Source organism: Hungatella sp., assembly GCF_046966825.1.
In genome coordinates this window covers 1-20,822 of sequence record NZ_JBKVCZ010000062.1, presented here as the reverse complement: position 1 = coordinate 20,822, position 20,822 = coordinate 1, and the positions used below count along the sequence as shown (strand labels likewise).

The window sequence follows — 20,822 nt, the reverse complement described above, 5'->3', positions numbered from 1 at the left end:
CGTAGTGGACCCTACGGTTAGCTTCGCGGGCGTGGTCCTGGCGTGAATAGCGAGTGCAGAATTCACTGGAACTTATGCAACGCTGTACTAGCGCCTGACTACTCAGCTGACGCCCACTTTTTTATGGAAGTAATGAAGCTGTTATCAATACTTGCCTTCACATTGGTCACATCATCTTCTGTTACCTTTTCATTGGTAAGAAGGAATTCTGCAGCGTAATTCATAAAGCTTCCCAGCAGATAGTCGCCGCTGTCCACCGTATCCAGAGTAAAATAGCTCTTAAGACTGCACTCGTCGATGACATCCTGCTCTTTATAATCAAGTCCCTCATCTACATACCATTTATAAGCTACCGCAACTCTGTTATCCTGATTGTTTAACATATCCTGACACGCTTTATAGTAGCAGTACAGGAAAAGTTCCACATCCTCCGGGCGCTCCTCGGCCACCTCATTCTGGCAATAGACCGCGTCAATAATATCCTGGGGCGAGACCTGTGTAAAATCAGAAACCTGTACATAACCATCTGCTGCAAGGATAGCGGCATAAGTAGGATTCACTGCAATTAAATTGCCCTGACCGGATTCAAATGCAGCCAGTGCAGAGGAGTAATCCAGGTTTGTAAAAGTAAAGGAATTTGCATCAATGCCGAAATACTGCATATATGCGATGGCGTTCATCTGAGCAGTTGTATTCATCGGACCAAGGATAACCGCATCTTTTAATGCATCTGCACTGCCATAGACACCGTTCGCATCTGCGCCGGCCTTGTAGATCGCATCATCCGGACGGCCGTAAAGCGTCTCACCGCTGATCGTCAGACATCCGTCCCCGATATACTTATACATACCGGTAGAAAGAGCATATACAGAAGCCATACCAGATACGGCAATATCACATTCATCGGCTGCCATCGCTTCATTGACGAGGGTTCCCTGAGAACCAAAGTTTACGATTTCAACATCAAGTCCTACCTCTTCATAATATCCTTCCGCATAGGCATACCATGCCGGAAGTCCCACCCAGTTTGCCAGAGTGCCGATCACCAGCTTCTCGCCTGACGCTTTCGGCATGACCGCCCCCGCAGTCTCCTCCGAAGACTCATCTTTCGCCCCTGCTGTGGTTTCTTTTGCACTCTCAGCTGTGGCTGTGGTCTCCGCCGCCTTCTCTGTGGTCTTACTTGAACTGCCGGAACCGCAAGCTGTCATCGCCAGAACCATAGAAGCCGATAATGTTGCCGCCAATACTTTCTTTCCGAATCTAACCATTGTAATCCTCCCTCTCCTTTGGGTTTGTGTGAGTTTACGCATACGTATGCGTTTGCTGCATGGTTAAATTATAGCTCCCGGTAAAGTCATTGTCAATACCTTTATTCATTTTTGTTATAGTTAATACATTTTATCGTGATTTTTTATGCGAATAGCACAAAGAATTACCGTAGAGTAGTTCCCCTCAGTACGAGTTCCGGCCTGATCACAGTATGAATCGGCTCCTGAACACCATGAACAATCGCAGAGCGAAGCATCTCGCATCCCATGGAGGCGATTCTCTCATGGAACACATTCACAGTGGTAAGATCCGGCGCAATTTCAGCAATGATCGGCAGACCTCCAACGCCTGATATCTGCACGTCTTCCGGCACTTTTAGTCCCAGATCCCTGCATGCATTTAAAACACCGAGGGCAACCGTATCATTAAATGCCAGGATTGCACATTTTCTCGACTTAATCGTCTCCTGATTATTGATAACGCATTCGTATGCAGACTTTACTGACAACTCGCTCTGCCATACAGCATCCTTATCCATAACAACGCCGCGCTCTTTCAGACCGCGTCTAAATCCGGCCAGTCTCGTTTTCGATTCCGCGGAGGTTTTTACGTTGATGTAAAAGCTTTTATATTCCTTATATTTTCCGAACAATTTTCCGATCAGATATCCGCTGTATTCACAGTCTGAGAGGCAGCTGCCATAGGAGCCGGCCTTTTCCGCATGTAGCAGATAAACGCAGGGAACCTTATACTTTTTTATCAGTTCCAGGTCTTTTTTGCTGGATTCCATTCGAAAAATGATAAAACCGTCCACTTTTCCGATCTTAATCATTCTTTCAAAGGTGGAGAGGCCATTCTGTTTTTCCCCATCATAGACGACCATTACATCATAATCATATTTACTCAGCTCCGCCTGCACCAGATCATATAAATGCGCAAGTCCAAGATTGGAGCTCATGCCGATAAAATGCTTCGGAAACAGGATCCCCACCGTGCCTGTTCGGTTTGTCTTTAGGCTTCTCGCCTGACTGTTCAAAACGAAACCGTACTCCTCCGCTTTCTTCTGAATAAACTCGCGCCGCTCCACAGAAATCTGGCTGCTGTTGTTTAACGCTCTCGATATGGTGGACTGTGATACCCCTATAATTTCAGCGAATTCTTTTGATGTCACGTAATTGACCTCCTAATGATAATAATACTGATGATGACTGACGTATGTGATCTGTTTGGTTTGATTGTCTGTTCGGTTCTTTTTTGTTGGTTTGCTGCTTTATTTCCCGGCTTCTTCTCAATTATCTACTTTTGCAGGAGCCGTTTAATTCTTTTGATAGAATTATATCACTGTTTTACTATTTTTCATAGCCCTTTATGCATACGTATGAGTGAGTTCAAAAGGAAAATAACATTATTCTCCCAGACGAAACTCTCCAGCCTGCAGCCGCTCCTGAATCAACGCAATGCTCTCCTCAACCGTCTGATCCGTGGTATCCACCACATTCGCTTCATATTGCCCCAGATCAGAAAATGAACGCCAGATATTTTTTATGACTTCATAGCTTAAAGGGAAATCTGCCTTTTGCTCCCGCTCTGTCGCACGCAAAATCGTTGCCTGTTCATCGGGACGCAGGATTACATATCTCACATCAACTCCCTTCGCAGCAATTTTTTCCCACGGTTCAAGAAACCATGGTCCGATCGTTCCGTCAACAAATACCTCGTAACCGCCAGCCGAAAATCGCTCTGCACTTGCCGCGACCGCTTCAATCATGACTTCATTCTGTTTCCCGCTGCCCTCCAGCCAGGGGGCAATATATCCCTTACGTATGTACTGATAGAAATCGTCACTGTGAATATGAACCGCACAATCGTACGGTGATTTTTCAGCCAGCAACCTGGAGCTGCTGGACTTGCCTGTTCCACACGCCCCTGAAATAATCACAATTCTCGCTGCCATTTTATCCTCCGAATCAAAAATATATCTGCATATACGTACTCGGTCTCCTTGTCCAATTGCGTTAAAATGAATACCGTTGCATAAATCAAGTGTATCATAAACCCTATTCTTATTCAATTCATTATAATTCAGCAGCATCTCCATATTTTTCTGGTTATAATACTTTTCCTTATAAGGAACTGTAACACCGCAAGGACTCAACAAAATACTTTGCTGGCTATCGGTTTAGGATTATAGCAAAAAATCACCTATTTCTGACTTTCAATTAGAAATAAGTGATTTTCTGCGCGGTTGCTGCATTCTGCTTCGATCCTAACGGCTAACGCCTTTGGAAATTTTCCATTCCTCATACCATTCTGCTATAAGACAGTAAGTTTCCTTGCAAATCACTGCGATATCTTTTATGCACAAACCTCTCTCAAATAAATTTATGGCCGCTTCGCGGTGACCTTTCCTTATGCCAGCCTGCATCCCCTCTTCCCTGCTCGATTCCTTCTCACTCGCTATATGCCTCTGCTCATCATACTCTGTCAGCAGCACCTCGAACACCTCCGCTCTGTGTGATGACAAAAATTCCGCCAGTATTCCATCCCGGATGCAGGAATCGATCACTTCTCCGATTGCCTCCAAAAGATCTGCCCCTGCTTCCATCCATTCTCTGATTCGCGCCACGAATTCTGCATACTCCCTTAATGCAGAGCACTGCTCCATCAGGCTTTTATTATGTCCCCGGTTAATGTTCACCATGACCGCTTTAAATTCCATACACGGTTCCAGTTCCGGATGAAGCGTGGAAAATGCATTGGATAACTTCAGCTCTACATTGTCCGGCTCTTCCTTCAAGCCATTGTAAAATACATAGAATTGAGGAACGGGAAGCGTAATCAGACGGCTTCCATACAGGTTCAGACCCTTCTGCTCAATATACTTTCTGTATTCCTCTACGATATAAAACGCTCCCCGGACCGGCATGTTTGGGTTCCATGTAGACTGGTGCTCCCACAGATTCAGAACGTCGTCAATTAAAAATGCGAGATCATTCTTCATTTTCATATAAATCACATCTTCGAGCGTATAAATCTCCAATTCTTCTGGATCCGTATACTCGGAATGACTGATAGCATTATACAGCGAAATTAGCTCCTCTTTCCGGTTAAATACCATGCGAAATAATCTGTCTTTATACTTTTTATTAACTTTTACCACGTTTCTACCTCCATTATACTCAAATAGCTGGTACTTTACAATAGATTTTTACATTCATTCCATAGACAGACCACTCCTCCCGCTTTCTATTTCCAAACAATTGTGAATGCTTTGGCAGACTTGCCGTGATGCCATTAATATGGCATAAGATATCGTGACGCATAAGAAAATGCGTAACAAGAGTATAACATGGTTATTACAAAAAGACAATAATAAAACCGTATTTATCGGCCACACTATAAACCAAATATGATAATGTCCTAAGTAACCACAAATGAAAATGTCCTCAAATTGTATTATAATAACCTCACAGCTTATAACGCAGGAGGTTCAGGACAATTAAGGAGATTAAACTTCGGATGAAGGAACAGGAAAAATACGAGATTATTAAGAAACTTGTGGAAACCAGCGGGAATAAGGATAACGCCGCTCTGAAACTGTCTGTTTCCAGACGGCAGATTAACCGTATGATGAAAGGATATAAAGAACAGGGAAAAGCTTTCTTTGTTCATGGCAACAGGGGGCGCAAACCAGCCACAGCTCTCTCTGAGGATATCAGAAAACGTATCGTCTCTCTTTATCAGGAACAATACTTTGATGCCAATTTTACTCATTTTACGCAGCTGCTTGCGGAGCGGGAAGGCATTCTTGTTTCTACAACCACAATTCAATCGATATTGGAAGAACATTACATCTTATCCCCTATGGTTACAAAAGCAAAGCAGAAACGTATTTCTGCTCATTTAAAGGCGGTACAAAAGACGGCTTCCCACAAAGAAGCCGTCGAAATCCAAAAAAATCTCGTTGCTGTGGAAGATGCACATACACGAAAACCACGGAAGGCTTTCTTTGGCGAACAGGAACAGATGGATGCTTCTCCTCATGAATGGTTCGGTGGTTCTGTCACACATCTCCACATCGCTGTAGATGACTGCACCGGCCGGATTACAGCTGCGTATTTTGATACACAGGAAACCCTGAATGCCTACTACCACCTGTTTCATCAGATACTCACTGCGTATGGCATTCCTTATGGCTTTTTCACAGACCGCAGAACCGTTTTTGAATACAGGCAGAAGAACCGTACCGAACTGGCAGAGGATACCTACACGCAGTTTGCTTATTCCTGTAAGCAATTCGGTGTAGAGCTGGAATGCAGCAGTATTCCACAGGCAAAATCGCGTGTGGAGCGTATGTTTAAGACCTTACAATCAAGACTGCCAGTCGAGTTACGACTGGCAGGCATTACAGAGATCAACGCAGCTAACGAATTTCTTCGTTCCTATATCGCCAAATATAACGCTGAGTTTGCTCTTCCCCTTAATGGTATCAAATCTGTCTTTGAAAAGCAACCCGATCAGGAAAAAATCAACCTGACCCTTGCCATTCTCACCGAACGGGTGGTGGATGCCGGCCATTGCATTCAAAAGGATAAAACCCATTATCGTATGTTAGATAAAAGTGGAAGGCAGGTACATTACCTGAAAGGGACAAAGGTTATGGTAATCCAGGCATTTGATGGGCAGCTGTTCTGCATTGTCAACGAGAATACCGTGCTGGTGCTGGAAGAAGTCCCCGAGTACGAGAAAACCTCCCGGGCATTTGCACCTGAAATCCCCAGGGAAAAACCAAAGAAACGCTATATTCCCCCTATGAGCCATCCATGGAGACGCAGCACGTTTATAAGGTTTGCTCAAAAACAGCCACATCGGATCGAAATGGAGCTCTCTGCCAATCGCTATTAAAACAGAAAAAAGCACCGGCGGCGCCGGTGCTAATAATGCACTTTTTTCAGGACATTTTCATTTTTGCTTTACATAATAAAACCGTATTTATCGGCCACACACTCAAACAAAAGTTACTCCATACCAAAAAGGACCGACTGTATCTGAATGCCATTCACCCAAACACTGATCAGTCCTTTTTCACTCATATAAATCAATCTATTTTCACTCTCATTTTGAACCTTACAGCCGCCCTTACCGCCCTCCTGCACATAAACACCGTTCCAAACTGCACCAGCGTCAACAGCAGCAGACTGAATATCTGGGCTTTTAAGGTTGCCCCCGACACCGTATTGATAAACGCGAACGCTCCGAGGCCGATACACCGCCCGGTCACCACGAATATCTCGTGAAATGCCAGAAGCTCCGGTGAAAAATCTTCGATCTCCTTCACACTCTGTGAGACATCGAAAAATGTGGTATAACAGGATATTTCAATCATACCGGCCAGAAATGCATTTACCGCCGCAAACAGAATCACCATAACCGGATTCAAAAACCAGTAGCAGACAATGGTAATTCCAGTCAGTCCGGTAACGGCCAGAAGCATAAACCTGCGCCGGTTATCCGGCCGGAAGGTATGGCTCATGAACCAGAAGGACAGGATCGACACAAGCCCCGTCAGCAGAGAATTACACCCGATCAGAAACTCGCTCTTAATGAGCTGATACAGAATTATGTTCAAAATGAACATAAAGGTTCCTTCCCGGACCCCCTTTAAGGTCTCCCCCAGCAGTCCATAGAGAATCTGACGGTTCTCTCCCATCAGCCGGATAAATGCCCCATACCGCACATTTTTCTTTTCCTTTTTTACCTCCCCCGGCAGTTTAAATACAGCGGCCATGGCAAGAAACGCAATGGCAAAGGCCAGTACAAAGATTGCCACATACCCCTTCACGCCGCCGATCGCAGACAGGATGCTGCCTGCCAGAAACGGTACGGTTAAGTTCACTCCCGCGCTCAGTGTGCTGATGATCCCCATTCCGCTGTCGCGGTTGGTGACATCCGTATAATCCAGAATCATATGTCCATAGCTGATATAATAAAAGCCATCTGCCATTCCATTAAACAGCCCGAAAAGCATATAGCAGGTTCCCACATAAGGCTGAAACAGGATATAGCAGAGATAAAGGATATTATAACCAATGATTCCGACAGTGGCCGTCACACGGCATCCCGTCTTGTGCATGATCTGCGCCGAGACGGACATCGTCAGCGCACATGCCGCGAAGATCGCCCCATTATAAAACAGGGTGGAGTTTACATCTCCGGTCTGGTTCATCAGAAGGGTATTGATAAAAATAGCAGGAATCCTCGTAAATACCAGGAAAAGGGTATGTACCAGCAAAAACAGATAGTAATTATGGCTGAGCATCGTTCCCCCGAGAATGCACTTTACTTTCCATTTGATACCGCTTTTCCTTTTTACCGTCTGTTCAGTCACATCTTCAACCTCACTTAACCTTTCCGGTTATTGACCACTTACGCATCTCTATACTAACTTTGTTCACGAGTTTCCGTGACAACCAAAAACAGGCGTGCGCTTTTTGGAGCCAGGCTGACCGTTAAACAGTTTCCATTGACGGCAAATGAGGTCTCCTTCTTTTCCGGATAGATACAGGAGACTTCGGCTGCCGCACCGGATTTTCCTTCCAGGGGGATCTCAAATGATTTCTCCCCTTCACCGCCGGTTCTCCAAACTGCCAGATACTGTTTTCCGCCATTTATCAAGCCATAGCTTATGTATTCGTCAGACATGGAGGCAAGACCGGTCGGCCAGCAGGGAATTCCTTCCCGGATATCTTCCCGAATCTTTTTATAACAGGCGATCCCCTCCCGCACATACTGCATGCGCTTCTCTCCGATCTGCCCTAAATAACCGCTCTGGTGAATGCGGAACAGCATGGCATTTACCATGTTAAAGATCGTCTCCTCCTCGGTTCCTTCCACCAGCGGATAGGACCAGATTGCCGCCTGCTCCGGCGCACATGCCGTCGCACAGTTTGCCGCGATCGCCGCCATTTTGATGTAATCCGTCTGGTCGGTTACAGACTGGATGCTCTGGCGTGCCAGCATGGAATACTCCATTCTCATACCGCCGCTGCTGCAGTTTTCAATTATCAGGTCGGGATACGCCTCGAAAATCTCATCCAGCCATCCCAAATACGCCCTGGTATGAGAAAGCAGTCCCTCTCCCGCTGAATCCGCATGGTAATCGGTTCCAACACCGGTATCAATATTGTAATCCATCTTGATATAGCCAACGCCGTATTCCTCTACCAGCCGTTTGATGACTCCGGTGGCATAGTCCCGCACCTCTTTATTTCTGAAGTCCAGCTGATACCTGCAGTGGTCAATTATGGGCCTGCCATTTCTCTGGAAGAACCAGTCCTTGCTGACTCTGGAGGCCATAGGACAGTTGATCCCCATCACCTCCAGCTCCAGCCAGAGTCCCGGAACCATACCTTTATCCCGGATATAACGGATCACTTCCTCGATTCCTCCCGGAAAACGCCTGTCGCTGGGCAGCCACTCTCCGACTCCATCCCACCAGTGTCCGTCGGAATACCAGCCGCAGTCCACGCAGAAATACTCGCAGCCAGATTCCGCGGCCGAATCGATCAGCGGCTTTAAGACCTCTGTGGTCGGATCACCCATCAGACAGTTCATATAATCGTTAAAGATGACCGGCAGCTTCTCGTTGTCCTCATTTTTCCTGCGGATTCTGCGCCTGTACTTCGTCAGCTCTGCGACTGCCTTCTGAAATTCTCCCTCTGCCGCCGATACCGTACACGGTACTGAGAAAAAGTGCTCATCCGGTTTTATAAGCTTCAAAAATCCATTTTCCTGGTAAGTCGTTCCCCCGGCCTGGACATAAAGAGTTCCGCGGATATCGCTGACCTCCCAGTGCCACGATCCGCTCGTCTCGATCTGCCACATCAGCGACTGATCCAGCTCTGTATTATAGTAGCAGCCCATGGGCAGATGTTCCACACACGCCCAGCTTCCCGTATTGGAGACAGCGATCCGTTTCATGGAAAAGGAATTTACCGCGTCATATCCCAGCTCATTTAAGGTGTACTTTTTCCACTGGGCCTCGCCAAACCAGGTATTGTGCGGAATATAGAGAATTCCGGTTTTATCTCTCGCCCCCTTCGCCTGTTCCGTGAGCCCGGTTAAGGCAAACGAAGATACATACTCCAGCGCATACTCCTCCTCAGAATGATTTACGACCTCATTGACAAAATTGACTGCAGAAATTCCGTCGTAGAACTGGATATGCGTAATCAGCTCCAGTCCTTTGTATTTCTGAATTACTTCCAGTTTTCTTCCGTAATCATTCCGGTAATCCCGGTGGTCCTCATACGTCATAAGCAGGGACGGGCTGCTGCCTGTATGCTTCAGACCATGGTGGTCATTCTGGTTGAAACCGCTGGCCTGAAGCTCCGCCAGAGTGTACACAGAGACGTCGTTATCTCCAATCTCCATTTCCTGAGGATGAGAGGAAAAATGCAGCAGCCTGACCGCTTCTCCCCTTTTCATCCCCAGATTTAAGTAAATTCCATTTTCAGCAATGTTCATATCCAATTTTCTCCTTCAAACCCATTTTCTCCTATAAACCAGTTCCCTGCAATCCATTTACCCTTTAATACCGGTCTGCGCAATTCCTTCAATAAACTGCTTCTGGCACGCAATATATAACAGCAGCATGGGAACCGTGGCGATCACGCTGCCCGCCATCAGTGCGCCCTTATTGTTATTGCAGATTCCCTGCAGGACAGTCAGTCCGGGCGCCAGAGGCATCCGGTTTAAATCATTGTTGGCGATAAGCGGCCACATCAGGTCCTTCCATGCAAACAGGGCGGTAAAAATCGCCAGCGAAGCCAGGCTGGACCGGGTCACCGGCACCATGATCTTAGTAAACACCTGCCACGGATTACACCCGTCAATCACGGCAGCCTCCTCCAGCTCTTTCGGCAGCGCCATATACTGCTGGCGCAGAAGGAACGTGCCAAACGCGCTGACCAGTGCCGGGAATATCAGTGCAAATACCGTATTTAACAGCTTGATCTTCGATAACATCATATACTGCGGTACAATAAAAATCTGTCCCGGTACCATCATCTGCATCAATACCAGTGTGAACAGCAGCCTCTTAAACGGAAATTCCATTCTTGCAAATCCATATCCGGCCATACTGGAAAATATGACCGCGCAGATCACGCGCCCCAAAATCATCAGAATCGTATTCAGATACAGGCGCAGAAACGGAACTGCCTCCAGTGCCTGCTTATAATTTTCCAGATATCCGAAGCTCCCGGGAAGAATCTTCATGGGAATGGACATCTGCTCTCCGACCGTTTTGAAGGAAGATAAAATCATCCACAGGAACGGAAACAGCATCACAATACTGCCCAGAATCAGAAGGAGATGGGTTACCACGTGTTTTTTACTATTGTTTGCTTCCACTTTACTCCCCTCCTATTCGTAATGGACGATTTTCTTCTGCGCCACAAACTGAAGTCCGGTGAAAATCAGAATCAGACACAGTGCGACAATTGAAATTGCCGAGGCATACGGCTTATCCTGTACGACAAATGCCTGCCTGTAGTACTGGTACATAATTGTACGGACCGAGTCCATGGCCTTTGACGTATTGGCGTTATAAAGCATATAAATCAAGTCAAACTGCGTCAGAGAGCCGATAAAGCCCGTTATCGTCAGGAAGAATACGCTGGGAGAAATAAGCGGGACGGTAATCTTAAACAGCTTCACAAAGCCACCCGCCCCGTCGATCTCCGCCGCCTCATAGTAGACTCTCGGCACATTGGTAATGGCCACAATCAGTATGATAATCTGCTGTCCCAGACCGCCCCATATGGCGATGATAATCACCGACATCAGCGCGTATTTCGGATCGTGCAGCCAGGAATGCGTCGCGCCGCCCAGACTCTTGATCACATAATTCAAAAAGCCGAATTCCGAGTTGTAAAGCCATGCCCATACCATGGTGACGGCCGCAGGCGCAGCCACCATGGGCGTAAAATAAATAACACGGTAAACGCTTCTTCCCCTGATCTCCTTGCTCATGAGCCATGCCAGAAGCAGGCTGATAAAGATACCTCCCGGTACGGAAACAGCGGAGAAAATAAGCGTATTTCTAAGTCCGATCCAGACCTCCCGGTCCTTTAGGACCCGTGTGAAATTATTCAGGCCGCTGAACACATACTCTTCAAAGCCTGTGCTGGCCGAAAAGCTCAGCAGAAGTGTTTTAAAGATCGGATAGATGTTGAGAATCAGCAACCCTATGATTGTCGGCGCAACAAAGAAGTAGCCCCATAGATAGTTTTTATATTTTCGTTTGTTCATGTTATCTCCCCCCTGGGAAAGAAAGGGCTGCTAAAAGCTCGCAGCAGCCCCCTGGTTCACGGATTCCTGTTATTTCTTCTCCGTTGCCAGAATTTCATTGATCTCTTTCGCAGCCTGGGTAAATGCCTCTTCTACGCTCGCTTCCCCGTTAAATATTTTCGCCACGTAAGTATTCATGACCTCGGACCATTTTGTCTTGCTCTCCGTTCCTACAAACTGTACCCCGTAATCCATGCTCTTCAAAATAGCGCCGGTATCATATAAATCCTCATGTGCCTTTGCCCAGTCGGCCTCTACCCCCGTAAATGCCGGAATGGCCGGTCCGTTAATGGAATCTAACATCCCCTGTTTGGAGCCTGCATAAGCGACAAACTTTTTGGCTGCTTCCATATTTCTGCAGTCGCTGGGAACAGACAGCGCCAGGCCGTTCATCTGTGTGGCCTTGATGCCGGTAGGCCCTGCCGGAAGCTCTGTGATGGCAAACTTATCTTTTACAAGCTCATTTTCCGTGAAATAGCTCAGTTCCCAGTTGCCAAAGGTCTGCATGGCAACCGTTCCCGTTGCAAATAACTCAATATAGTTGACTTCCGCCATCATTTCATTGGAAGGTGAATAATTGGCGTTCATATTCATATACCACTCCATCGCCTCAATGGATTCCGGCTTGTCCAGCCCGGACTGGTGTGTTGTCTCGTCGATGATACTGCCGCCGTTTTCATACAGGAAGTTACCCCAGCCTTCCTGATCGTGGTTGTATGCGGCAAATCCATAGACGCCGTTTTTCTTATCGGTCAGCTTCTTCGCGGCTTCCTCCACATCGTTCCAGCTCCAGTCCGCGTTCGGATACTCTACGCCCGCTTTATCAAACAGCTCTTTATTGTATACGAGCACGACACAGTCCTTGTCCTTCGGCACTCCGTAATGGGCATCGCCAAATGTATACAGCTTCGTTACTCCCTCCGGATAATTATCGTAGCTGAAGGTATCATCGTACTGAGTTAAATCATCGAGCTGCGCCAGCTTGCCGCCGTTTACATACTTTGCGACTACGTTGGTATGCATGGTCACAATATCGGCCATATTTCCGCTGGTTGCCGCGGCCTCCAGTTTCGTCCAGTACTCCCCCCATGGGGTGATCTGTAAATCTACTTTGATATTCGGGTAAAGCTTCTGAAATCCGTCGATAGTATCCTGAATCTGCCCCCGCTGATTCTCATTCCACGTCACATAGGTGAGTGTAACTGCATCTCCCCCGCCGGCTGCTGCCCCCGCCGCTGCCTCTGTCGCTGCCCCCGCTGCCGCCTCGCTGGTCTTCTCTGCAGTTGTACTGCCGCTTCCCCCTGACCCGCATGCGCATAAGGATACCACCATTGCCGCTGCAACAAAAAGTCCTGCCAAATTTTTCTTCATAGTAACTGCCCTCCAATTTTTTTATTTATTACCGCGGTCAACGAGCCAGTCAGACATGCCCATATGTCCATCCGACGGCGGCCGCGAGAGTCAGATCCCCCGCTTCAAACGAGTGTTTGACTACTTTGGTTCACTGCTTTACATGTATTAATATACACGGATTTCATAGATGTTTCTACCGTTTAAAATAAGGTCTTTTTTTATTAAGAAGCTATTATTTATTACATTTTTTTGACAGTGGGGATTTTATGCGGTAGGATAGGAAGAGACGGTTATACGGAGAATCGAGATGAAAAGGAGAAACTGCTATGGCATACGAAAACGCTTATCAAATTACGAATCCGGACTGCGTCCTTCTGCCCGAAGAGATCTGCTATATGAACTGGCAGAAATACTATATGGACTACCATCAGCATCCGGCCGGATCCATTGAGTTTAATTACATTGTAGAGGGAACCTGCTATTACGATATTGCAGGTGAAATTTATAATCTGAAGAAACGAAACCTGATGATCGTCAACGGAAATACGCCGCACAAGCTGATTTCCCCTGATTCCTGCATCAATATGAGTATTAATTACTATCAGTCTGAGCTTACGCCTTCCATCGGCACGCTCTCCGCCCTTGTCAAAGCCTATCCCTGCCTCGGCACATTTTTTCAGCACTTGAATACCGGCCTGGTGATTCAGAATGCGCGAAACATCTTTCACCTGCTGGAGGAGATCTGCAATGAGACCAATAACAAAAAAGACCCTTACTACTTAAATATTCTGGTCAATAAGGCATTGATCGAGGTCGTCCGCCTTCTTTCCGCCGAAAAAAGCCCCACAGATACTTATGTGGAGCAGATCAAAAACTATATCAATTATCACTTTTTTTCCATTGAGAATATCGATGAGATCGCATCGTATGTAGCGCTTAACAAGGTCTATCTTCAAAAAATCTTTCGCGAAAAGACGGGGCTTACGATCTGGAATTATCTGACTAAGTACCGCATGGAAAAGGCCGTGTACTTTCTTCTCCACTCCGATACTCCGATCAGCGATATCGATGAGCTTGTGGGGATAAACTCCAGGCAGAACTTTTATCTGTTGTTTAAGAAGCAGTATGGAATGTCGCCCTCGGAGTATCGGAAGAGATTTAAATAAAATACAGCAACAGTTTTTCTCGCCTCCCTGAACTGTTGCAAGATACAAATAATTTTCTCTCTTGACATTGTCTTTCCAATATGTAACAATAGTTGCACAACGCTTGTGACATATCAATTTTAACACAGAAAGGCAGACGCTTATGCCGCCAAAAGCAAAGATCACAAAAGAAATGATATTAAACACGGTCCTCGAGATCACGAAGGAAACAGGCTTCGAAACAGTAAACGCAAGGAGCATCGCCGGCAGACTGCAGTGTTCTACCCGTCCGATCTTCACCTGCTACGAGAATATGGAGGAATTAAAAAAGGAATTTCTTGATTTTGCATACGAATACTATAACCGGTATGTGATCGATTTCAGTCGTACTGAAGATGTAAATCCCTGCTTAGTACTGCCTCTTTCGTACCTTGCATTTGCAGAGGAAGAAACGAACTTATTTAAACTGTTATTTATCAACGATATGGATTTGAATATGACTGATGCAAAGGATTTTTATCACGAGGCCGATAATGAAAAAAGGGCTACACTCTTTTCCGAAACCATCGGCGTAGAGTTAGAACGTGCAAAGGTAATCTTTTTGGATCTGTTTCTTTATACTCACGGCATAGCGGTTCTGACAGCGGCCAAAAAGATCTCATTTGACAGGAACCATGCGGAAAAGATGTTGATGAACCTGTTAACCGCCCTGATTCATCAGGAAAAACCAGACGCACCCCAGCGGTAGAAGGAGTCCCCTATGACAGAAAACCAATACTTAATCGATTTTTACAATCAATATGACGAAGACAGCCGGCTGGCCTTAAAGCATGGATCGGTTGAATTTCTCACCACGATGCGCTACATTGAAAAATATAGAAAGCCAGGGGACCGGGTGCTTGAAATCGGAGCCGGAACCGGTCGGTATTCTCACGCTCTGGCCCGTCAGGGTTGTGCCGTGGACGCGGTGGAGCTGGTCGGCCATAACATAGATGTTTTCCGTAAAAACACCCAGGCAGGAGAAAACATAACGATCACCCAGGGCAACGCCATGGACCTGTCCGCATTTCCGGACAACGGATATGATATCACGCTGCTGTTGGGGCCGCTGTATCACCTTTACACCAAAGAGGATAAGCTGCAGGCTCTGCGCGAGGCGATTCGCGTTACAAAACCGGGCGGCGTGATCTTTGCTGCGTATGTGATATCCGACGGCTGCCTCCTTGATGAGGGCTTCCACCGCGGCAGCATTAACGTCGCCGAATATATAGAAAAGGGCCTGCTTGATTCCCGGACATTCGCTGCTAAGTCAGAGCCAAAGGATTTATTTGAGCTTGTCAGAAAAGAGGACATCGATGATCTGATCTCTGCCCTTCCTGTAATCCGTCTGCATTACGTCGCAGCGGATGGCTGTGCCTTATTTATGCGCGAGGCCGTAGATGCCATGGACTGTGACGCGTTTGAACTTTATTTAAAATACCATTTTGCGGTCTGTGAACGCGAGGATTTAGCGGGCATTACGAGTCATGCCATTGACATAGTTAAAAAGTCAGACACTCCTTGCACAAAATCTCAATCTATATTATCCTAATATAACAGCCATCATGGCCACGGCAGGCTTCCATTCCGGATACGTCTGCCAATTACCGGCAAAGGAGGCCGCCATGAAATTATTAATCGCAGAAGACGATCCTGAAATGCAGAAAATCCTAAAGCTTTATCTCCAGCGTGAAGGTTATCTGGTAAACGTGGTTTCCGACGGCCGTGCCGCTGTTGATTTCCTGACAGAGCACCCCGTTGATCTGGTACTGCTGGACTGGATGATGCCGGTTCAGGATGGAATTCAGACCTTAAAAGATATCCGTCTTTTAAACATCCCCGTAAAGGTTCTCATGCTGACGGCAAAGGGAGAAAGTGAAAGCGAGATAGCCGGACTTTCCTGCGGCGCCGATGATTACCTGCGAAAACCGTTTGACATACAGGTTCTTTTACTTCGCATTAAAAAACTGTGCAACGCGGCTGATGTCCTGCAGTTCCATGATATCCGCCTGAATCCGGTCACAATGGAAGTGACTAAAGACCATCAGAAGATGGTCCTCACCAAAACAGAGTTTGAACTTTTAAAATATTTTCTCTCCAATCCAAACATCGTATTGTCACGGGAACAGCTTTTGAATCACGTGTGGGGAATGGATTTTGAGGGAGACCCCCGCACCGTCGATACGAATATCCGCCGTCTTCGAAAAAAGATCGGCGAGGACCTCATCCGGACGCGTATCGGCATGGGCTACGTGATGGGAGGCGGCCATGACTAAAGGAAAACGACGCTTCCACCGGCTGTCCACCAAGTTCATCTGCGGTACGGCAGCGATTCTGGCCCTGATCCTGGCCGCCACACTTTTCGTCAACTCGAAGGTGGCGGCGCGGTACTATCTGCGTCAGCAGACAGAGTATGTCAGCCAGGCCGGCAGCCGCATCAGGGAATATTTAGACGCTGGAATGTCACCGGATGAAGCCGTCGCCAGCCTGGAAGGCTCTGATAATGTGCTGATCACGTACGCAGCCAATACTTCGGATTACGATGCGTTAAGCAGCAGTCTGCGGGACAAATTCCGTGAGAAGGGTCTCGGTTTTCAAAAATTCTGGTTATGGGATCAGGATTATCTGTCCGCCGTCCAGAAGGGTTCCCAGTTCCGCCTTTACCAGCAGGACAAGTTAAACTACGGTATTTTAGTCGAGTATATCCCGGTGGGCTCCAATTTATATGCGGTCGCCGCCATTATTCCCAATACGGCGGACTTCATCGGGATTATCAACCGTTTCAGCATCCTGCTTCATGTCATTTCCCTGATTATCGCCGTGGCACTGCTGTATTTACTGGTAAAACATATCACCAATCCGCTGCGCCGCATGGAGCATTTCTCGCAGGAGATCGCCCGTCAGGAGTACGGTTCCCTGCGTATCAACACCCGCGATGAGCTGGAGCACGTTGCGGACAGCATGAACCAGATGAGCATTTCCATACAGCAGTATCAGAAAATGCTTCAGGCCAAAAATCAGCAGATGGAACAGCTTTTAAACGACGTGGCCCACGACTTAAAGACTCCCATCTCCCTGATCGGCATGTATTCCTCCGGAATCCAGGATGGGCTGGACGACGGCACCTTTTTAGAAACCATCATCCAGCAGAACAACCGGATGTCGCAGATGACAGAACGGCTTCTGAACCTGTCGGGAATCGAGCGGAAAGAACACCCGCTGACCACCATCAGGCTGGATCTGCTGCTTTCTGAATGCATCGGGGAGCAGAAGCTCTTTCTCTCCAAGCGTGGGCTTAGCCTAAACACAGCCGTCACACCGAATCTGGAAATCACGGGAAATGCAGAGCTGGTCACGGAACTGTTTTCCAACCTGCTCTCCAACGCGGTAAAATACGCCGCCTCCGGCACCGTACATGCAGAACTCGGCAAAAACGATGGGCAGTGCTGTTTTCGGATCACAAACGAACTTGGAAATGACGATCTGGACACGGAACGGATCTGGGAACCGTTCTATGTCGGAGAGCCCTCCCGCAACAAGGCGCTGTCCGGTACCGGACTCGGTCTGCCGATCGTCAAAAAAATCGCTGATACGTTCGGATATCAGGTCCGCTGTATACGGGAAGGCCATGTTATTACATTTGAAGTCATTTTCTAGAATCTGCCGTTCCTGCTCTGCCGTATCGTTCCTCTGTATATTGCAGAGCCAGACAGAACAGAGCGATCAGCGCCGCCGAAAGGATCACACCGGCCACAATATCAGTAAACCAGTGTACGCCAGAGAGCATTCTCCCGACTACCGTTAATACAAGGATCAGAACAGCCGCGGTATCCGCTGCCATCAGCCATCCTCGCCGCTTTCGCAGATAATCGTGAAATTCGATCATCGCCGTAGCCATAATGCAGATGGAGGCCATCGTATGGGAAGATGGGAAAGACGCCTCCAGTACTGACCCCTGTGTGAGAATAACGGGTCTGTAATTGATGACAACGACCTCGAAGAACACATAACAGGCCGCAAGGATACCGTAAAATGCCCCCAGCACCAGAATCGGGACATCGACCTTCCGGATGCTTCTGCGTGTTACAAGCTGGAACAGCCCCGTCATGGCAAACCCGAACGCAGTCGCCATGGCGGCGGCGCCCGTCCATTCGCTTACGCTATACCACAGCGGATTCACACCGAACAGTTCAAATACGAATTTGTTGACTGACGCGAAACCGACGGACGACTGTTCCGGTCCGATCGGTCTTACATCAATTGTTTTAACCATAACCGTAAAAATTATAAAGAGTAAAAACAGACTTGCTGCCATGATGAGAGATTGTTTTGATTTCTTAAGCATTATCATGTATCCTTTCTTTTCATTACGAGATTGCTTCCTGCAGGCTGTATTGAGATTATCTGCTTTCCACTGAAAAAAGACAAGAAACTTACTCTCACAATAGCAAAAAGGCCCCGACACGTATCGTGTCAGAGGCCTTTTTATCACGTTTTTACGAAGTTTTCGCCTGATGCTGTTTACGATTCATTATGTAATACAGCAACGTAATCTTCCATACGAAAAACAGAAACATCAGAACTGTCACATATGGTTCCCTCGCCGCGGCAAAAGAACAGATTGCCGCCGCGCTCAATGCGACCGAACCGTTGGTGACCCTGCTCAGCCACGCCTCTTTATCATAATGAGTCAAAATCAGCCTCATGATTCCTAAAACTATCAAAAAACAAAAAATGCCCCAGTATATCCAGAGATTTATTTTTGTTGTATCCGTAAAGGACAAAAGATTCACATGGTAGATATGTCCGCCCTCCGGTTTTCCGTACAGCGGTAAAAAAATGAAGGCGGCCGCCATTACATCGATGATTCCGCCCATCAGTCCGTATACCTTTTTTATATTGGAACGATTTTCACATTCCGCCAGACTGATCAGCTCGTCACCGGATAACAGATCATCTATGGAAACGGAAAATAATTTTGAAATACTCTTCAGCGATTCTATGTTGGGATATCCTTTGCCGCTCTCCCATTTCGATACAGCCGTCCTCGATACGAACAGCTGCTCTGCAAGCTGTTCCTGGGTGAGATTATTCTTTTTTCTGAGCTGCTGCAGCTTTTCGTTAAACTCCATTGTGGTCTCCTGATATGGTAATTGGTCTGTAAGTCTGGTATCGTAATTTTTCTGTATCTGTTGGAATTTGCCTTTACGGCCTGCTGATTTATTATAAGCGGACTCTGGAAGAAAAGCAACCGGCCAGCCTGATTTCCTTTTCCATATCATTCCAGTCATGTAAATTGTCAATCCATGTCTATTTTGTCACATGAATGTAACAACCGAGCCTTATAATCCCCTTTGTATAAATCAAATGCCCGATATACAGCAGTCATCGGCCGGATACGCATTCCTGTCCGCCTGATTCCCTGCGCGCAAAATGAAAAATCAGAAAAGGAGTTTACAATGAAAAATTTACTGTCTAAAAAGCTGGGCCTGCTTCTGCCATTGGCCCTGGCTTTAACCGGCTGTTCATCCAACAGCCAGAATCCGGAACCGTCATCTGCGGCCGTCCCGGAAGAGATGGAGGTCTCTGAATCTCATGATACCGGACTTCCCTTTGATTTTGAGGTAGAGCCGGAAGAATTCACCCTGTCCTTCGAGGTGGAACAGACGCTTATAACGGCTGCTGCTAAGGGGGAACGAAGAACCGTACTGGACTATGGAAAAGTCGGCGATACCGTCAGCTGGCGCTATCCCGATGAGCAGATATCAGTATCCCTGTCTCCCGAAAAGGACTATTTAAGTGTGGAGATTACCTCGGAAAATGAGAACGACAATTCCTTTACATGGCCCGTTATCTCCGCAGATACCTACTATTTTCCCTTTGGCGAAGGCAAGCGGGTACCTGCGGACGATCCGGCCTGGTTCGATTATTTAAATGGCCAGGAATTCCAGGTGATGGAGCAGCTTTCCATGCCGTTCTGGATCTCATCTGCCGGAAGCTACAACCTCCTGTTCGTTATGGAAGATCCTTACCGGACAGAGATGAATTTTACTTCAGATTCCCCCATCGCGTTCTCTGTCTCCCATCAGTATCCGGCGATCGACGATAACCGGACAAATAAATTTCGAATTTACATCACGGACAAAGATCCTGTCAGCGCGGCCAAGCTATATCGCAATTACGTAATCGAGCAGGGACAGTTTACCACCCTGGAACAGAAAGCAGAGGCAAATCCCAATATCCGTAAGCTGTACGGAGCTCCTTTCATCTATCTTTGGGGTGATCTCGTCGTCTCTGCGGATGATATCAACTGGCAGGCATTTCGAACGTCTCTTTCCTCGCCGGTTATGGAATATTTTCTGTCATTTGCCGGACGCCTGGAAAATGGTCAGGAATTTACATCTGTCCTGAAGGAAATACAGGGTCAGGACTACGTGGCAGAGTATCAGAAAAATGTAATCTGCAGCTACATCAGCCAGCTTTTGAAACGGGATGATTTCTGGGAACCATCTGTCTTTACGCAGCGCTCTTCAGAGTTAGAGGTTCTCCTGGCAAAAGGATATGGTAACTTAAGTGAAACGGACCGGATTCAGGTTCACAAATATGCCGTCGCATCAAATTTACCGGAAGTATTTGCCGATGCCGGACAGTGGATGGATTCCC

At 47.1% G+C, this 20,822-nt stretch carries 17 protein-coding genes and 1 pseudogene; 7 read left to right on the top strand and 11 right to left on the bottom strand.

Annotated elements, in window-relative coordinates; all coding sequences use genetic code 11:
• Positions 1-98: 98 nt before the first annotated feature.
• From ACLTD4_RS18555 to ACLTD4_RS18540, 4 genes are all read right to left on the bottom strand, one after another.
• Positions 99-1,268 (bottom strand): ABC transporter substrate-binding protein, encoded by a 1,170-nt coding sequence (locus tag ACLTD4_RS18555; protein WP_117634595.1) that lies wholly within the window; start codon positions 1,266-1,268, stop codon positions 99-101.
• A gap of 164 nt (positions 1,269-1,432) precedes the next feature.
• On the bottom strand, positions 1,433-2,440 hold the full coding sequence (locus ACLTD4_RS18550) for a LacI family DNA-binding transcriptional regulator (RefSeq protein ID WP_055659248.1): 1,008 nt from the start codon (positions 2,438-2,440) through the stop codon (positions 1,433-1,435).
• A 234-nt stretch (positions 2,441-2,674) separates the two neighbouring features.
• The gene (locus tag ACLTD4_RS18545; RefSeq protein ID WP_181988702.1) at positions 2,675-3,223 is read right to left on the bottom strand and encodes an AAA family ATPase; all 549 of its coding nucleotides are present in this window, start codon (positions 3,221-3,223) and stop codon (positions 2,675-2,677) included.
• A gap of 312 nt (positions 3,224-3,535) precedes the next feature.
• A complete protein-coding gene (locus tag ACLTD4_RS18540; protein ID WP_002602758.1) occupies positions 3,536-4,429 on the bottom strand; it encodes a hypothetical protein in 894 nt (297 codons plus the stop codon).
• A 359-nt stretch (positions 4,430-4,788) separates the two neighbouring features.
• Between ACLTD4_RS18540 and ACLTD4_RS18535 the strand changes: the two genes are divergently transcribed.
• Positions 4,789-6,174, top strand: a complete 1,386-nt coding sequence (locus ACLTD4_RS18535; protein ID WP_055657671.1) for an ISNCY family transposase — start codon at positions 4,789-4,791, stop codon at positions 6,172-6,174.
• Positions 6,175-6,367: 193 nt separating this feature from the next.
• On the opposite strand, the gene ACLTD4_RS18530 is transcribed toward ACLTD4_RS18535, so the two are convergent.
• The 5 genes from ACLTD4_RS18530 to ACLTD4_RS18510 all read right to left on the bottom strand — a co-directional run bounded on the left by ACLTD4_RS18530 (position 6,368) and on the right by ACLTD4_RS18510 (position 12,993).
• Positions 6,368-7,657, bottom strand: a complete 1,290-nt coding sequence (locus ACLTD4_RS18530) for an MFS transporter (protein WP_117623219.1) — start codon at positions 7,655-7,657, stop codon at positions 6,368-6,370.
• 53 nt (positions 7,658-7,710) lie between these two features.
• Positions 7,711-9,795 carry a glycoside hydrolase family 36 protein gene (locus ACLTD4_RS18525; protein ID WP_117623218.1) on the bottom strand — a complete coding sequence of 695 codons (2,085 nt, stop codon included), beginning with the start codon at positions 9,793-9,795 and terminating at the stop codon, positions 7,711-7,713.
• A 57-nt stretch (positions 9,796-9,852) separates the two neighbouring features.
• Positions 9,853-10,683 carry a carbohydrate ABC transporter permease gene (locus ACLTD4_RS18520; protein WP_002602755.1) on the bottom strand — a complete coding sequence of 277 codons (831 nt, stop codon included), beginning with the start codon at positions 10,681-10,683 and terminating at the stop codon, positions 9,853-9,855.
• Between the two features lie 12 nt (positions 10,684-10,695).
• Positions 10,696-11,583 (bottom strand): carbohydrate ABC transporter permease, encoded by an 888-nt coding sequence (locus ACLTD4_RS18515; protein ID WP_002602754.1) that lies wholly within the window; start codon positions 11,581-11,583, stop codon positions 10,696-10,698.
• A gap of 69 nt (positions 11,584-11,652) precedes the next feature.
• The gene (locus ACLTD4_RS18510) at positions 11,653-12,993 is read right to left on the bottom strand and encodes an ABC transporter substrate-binding protein (protein WP_117623217.1); all 1,341 of its coding nucleotides are present in this window, start codon (positions 12,991-12,993) and stop codon (positions 11,653-11,655) included.
• A 308-nt stretch (positions 12,994-13,301) separates the two neighbouring features.
• Here ACLTD4_RS18510 and ACLTD4_RS18505 point away from each other — a divergent pair, with 308 nt between their 5' ends.
• The 5 genes from ACLTD4_RS18505 to ACLTD4_RS18485 all read left to right on the top strand — a co-directional run bounded on the left by ACLTD4_RS18505 (position 13,302) and on the right by ACLTD4_RS18485 (position 17,816).
• Complete coding sequence (locus ACLTD4_RS18505; RefSeq protein WP_002602752.1) at positions 13,302-14,141, top strand: AraC family transcriptional regulator; 840 nt, start codon at positions 13,302-13,304, stop codon at positions 14,139-14,141.
• Positions 14,142-14,283: 142 nt separating this feature from the next.
• On the top strand, positions 14,284-14,868 hold the full coding sequence (locus ACLTD4_RS18500) for a TetR/AcrR family transcriptional regulator (RefSeq protein WP_117623216.1): 585 nt from the start codon (positions 14,284-14,286) through the stop codon (positions 14,866-14,868).
• A gap of 12 nt (positions 14,869-14,880) precedes the next feature.
• On the top strand, positions 14,881-15,711 hold the full coding sequence (locus ACLTD4_RS18495) for a class I SAM-dependent methyltransferase (RefSeq protein ID WP_117623215.1): 831 nt from the start codon (positions 14,881-14,883) through the stop codon (positions 15,709-15,711).
• A gap of 73 nt (positions 15,712-15,784) precedes the next feature.
• Positions 15,785-16,435 carry a response regulator transcription factor gene (locus ACLTD4_RS18490; protein ID WP_117623214.1) on the top strand — a complete coding sequence of 217 codons (651 nt, stop codon included), beginning with the start codon at positions 15,785-15,787 and terminating at the stop codon, positions 16,433-16,435.
• Positions 16,428-17,816 (top strand): sensor histidine kinase, encoded by a 1,389-nt coding sequence (locus ACLTD4_RS18485; protein ID WP_117623213.1) that lies wholly within the window; start codon positions 16,428-16,430, stop codon positions 17,814-17,816. Before ACLTD4_RS18490 ends, ACLTD4_RS18485 begins: the two co-directional genes overlap by 8 nt.
• Here ACLTD4_RS18485 and ACLTD4_RS18480 read toward each other — a convergent pair.
• Positions 17,806-18,504 carry a phosphatase PAP2 family protein gene (locus ACLTD4_RS18480; protein WP_055659270.1) on the bottom strand — a complete coding sequence of 233 codons (699 nt, stop codon included), beginning with the start codon at positions 18,502-18,504 and terminating at the stop codon, positions 17,806-17,808. The two genes, ACLTD4_RS18485 and ACLTD4_RS18480, sit on opposite strands and share 11 nt — an antisense overlap.
• Positions 18,505-18,655: 151 nt before the next feature.
• Entirely contained in the window at positions 18,656-19,291 is a 636-nt protein-coding gene (locus ACLTD4_RS18475) for a helix-turn-helix domain-containing protein (RefSeq protein ID WP_117623212.1), read from the bottom strand.
• Between the two features lie 327 nt (positions 19,292-19,618).
• On the opposite strand from ACLTD4_RS18475, the pseudogene ACLTD4_RS18470 reads away from it, so the two are divergent.
• Positions 19,619-20,822, top strand: a pseudogene (locus ACLTD4_RS18470) (molecular chaperone GroEL); the annotation flags it as partial.

Coding starts and splice junctions, on each gene's coding strand:
- ACLTD4_RS18555 (WP_117634595.1), bottom strand. CDS start 1,268: ATGGTTAGATTCGGAAAGAAAGTATTGGCGGCAACATTATCGGCTTCT.
- ACLTD4_RS18545 (WP_181988702.1), bottom strand. CDS start 3,223: ATGGCAGCGAGAATTGTGATTATTTCAGGGGCGTGTGGAACAGGCAAG.
- ACLTD4_RS18535 (WP_055657671.1), top strand. CDS start 4,789: ATGAAGGAACAGGAAAAATACGAGATTATTAAGAAACTTGTGGAAACC.
- ACLTD4_RS18525 (WP_117623218.1), bottom strand. CDS start 9,795: ATGAACATTGCTGAAAATGGAATTTACTTAAATCTGGGGATGAAAAGG.
- ACLTD4_RS18515 (WP_002602754.1), bottom strand. CDS start 11,583: ATGAACAAACGAAAATATAAAAACTATCTATGGGGCTACTTCTTTGTT.
- ACLTD4_RS18510 (WP_117623217.1), bottom strand. CDS start 12,993: ATGAAGAAAAATTTGGCAGGACTTTTTGTTGCAGCGGCAATGGTGGTA.
- ACLTD4_RS18505 (WP_002602752.1), top strand. CDS start 13,302: ATGGCATACGAAAACGCTTATCAAATTACGAATCCGGACTGCGTCCTT.
- ACLTD4_RS18500 (WP_117623216.1), top strand. CDS start 14,284: ATGCCGCCAAAAGCAAAGATCACAAAAGAAATGATATTAAACACGGTC.
- ACLTD4_RS18495 (WP_117623215.1), top strand. CDS start 14,881: ATGACAGAAAACCAATACTTAATCGATTTTTACAATCAATATGACGAA.
- ACLTD4_RS18490 (WP_117623214.1), top strand. CDS start 15,785: ATGAAATTATTAATCGCAGAAGACGATCCTGAAATGCAGAAAATCCTA.
- ACLTD4_RS18485 (WP_117623213.1), top strand. CDS start 16,428: ATGACTAAAGGAAAACGACGCTTCCACCGGCTGTCCACCAAGTTCATC.
- ACLTD4_RS18480 (WP_055659270.1), bottom strand. CDS start 18,504: ATGCTTAAGAAATCAAAACAATCTCTCATCATGGCAGCAAGTCTGTTT.
- ACLTD4_RS18475 (WP_117623212.1), bottom strand. CDS start 19,291: ATGGAGTTTAACGAAAAGCTGCAGCAGCTCAGAAAAAAGAATAATCTC.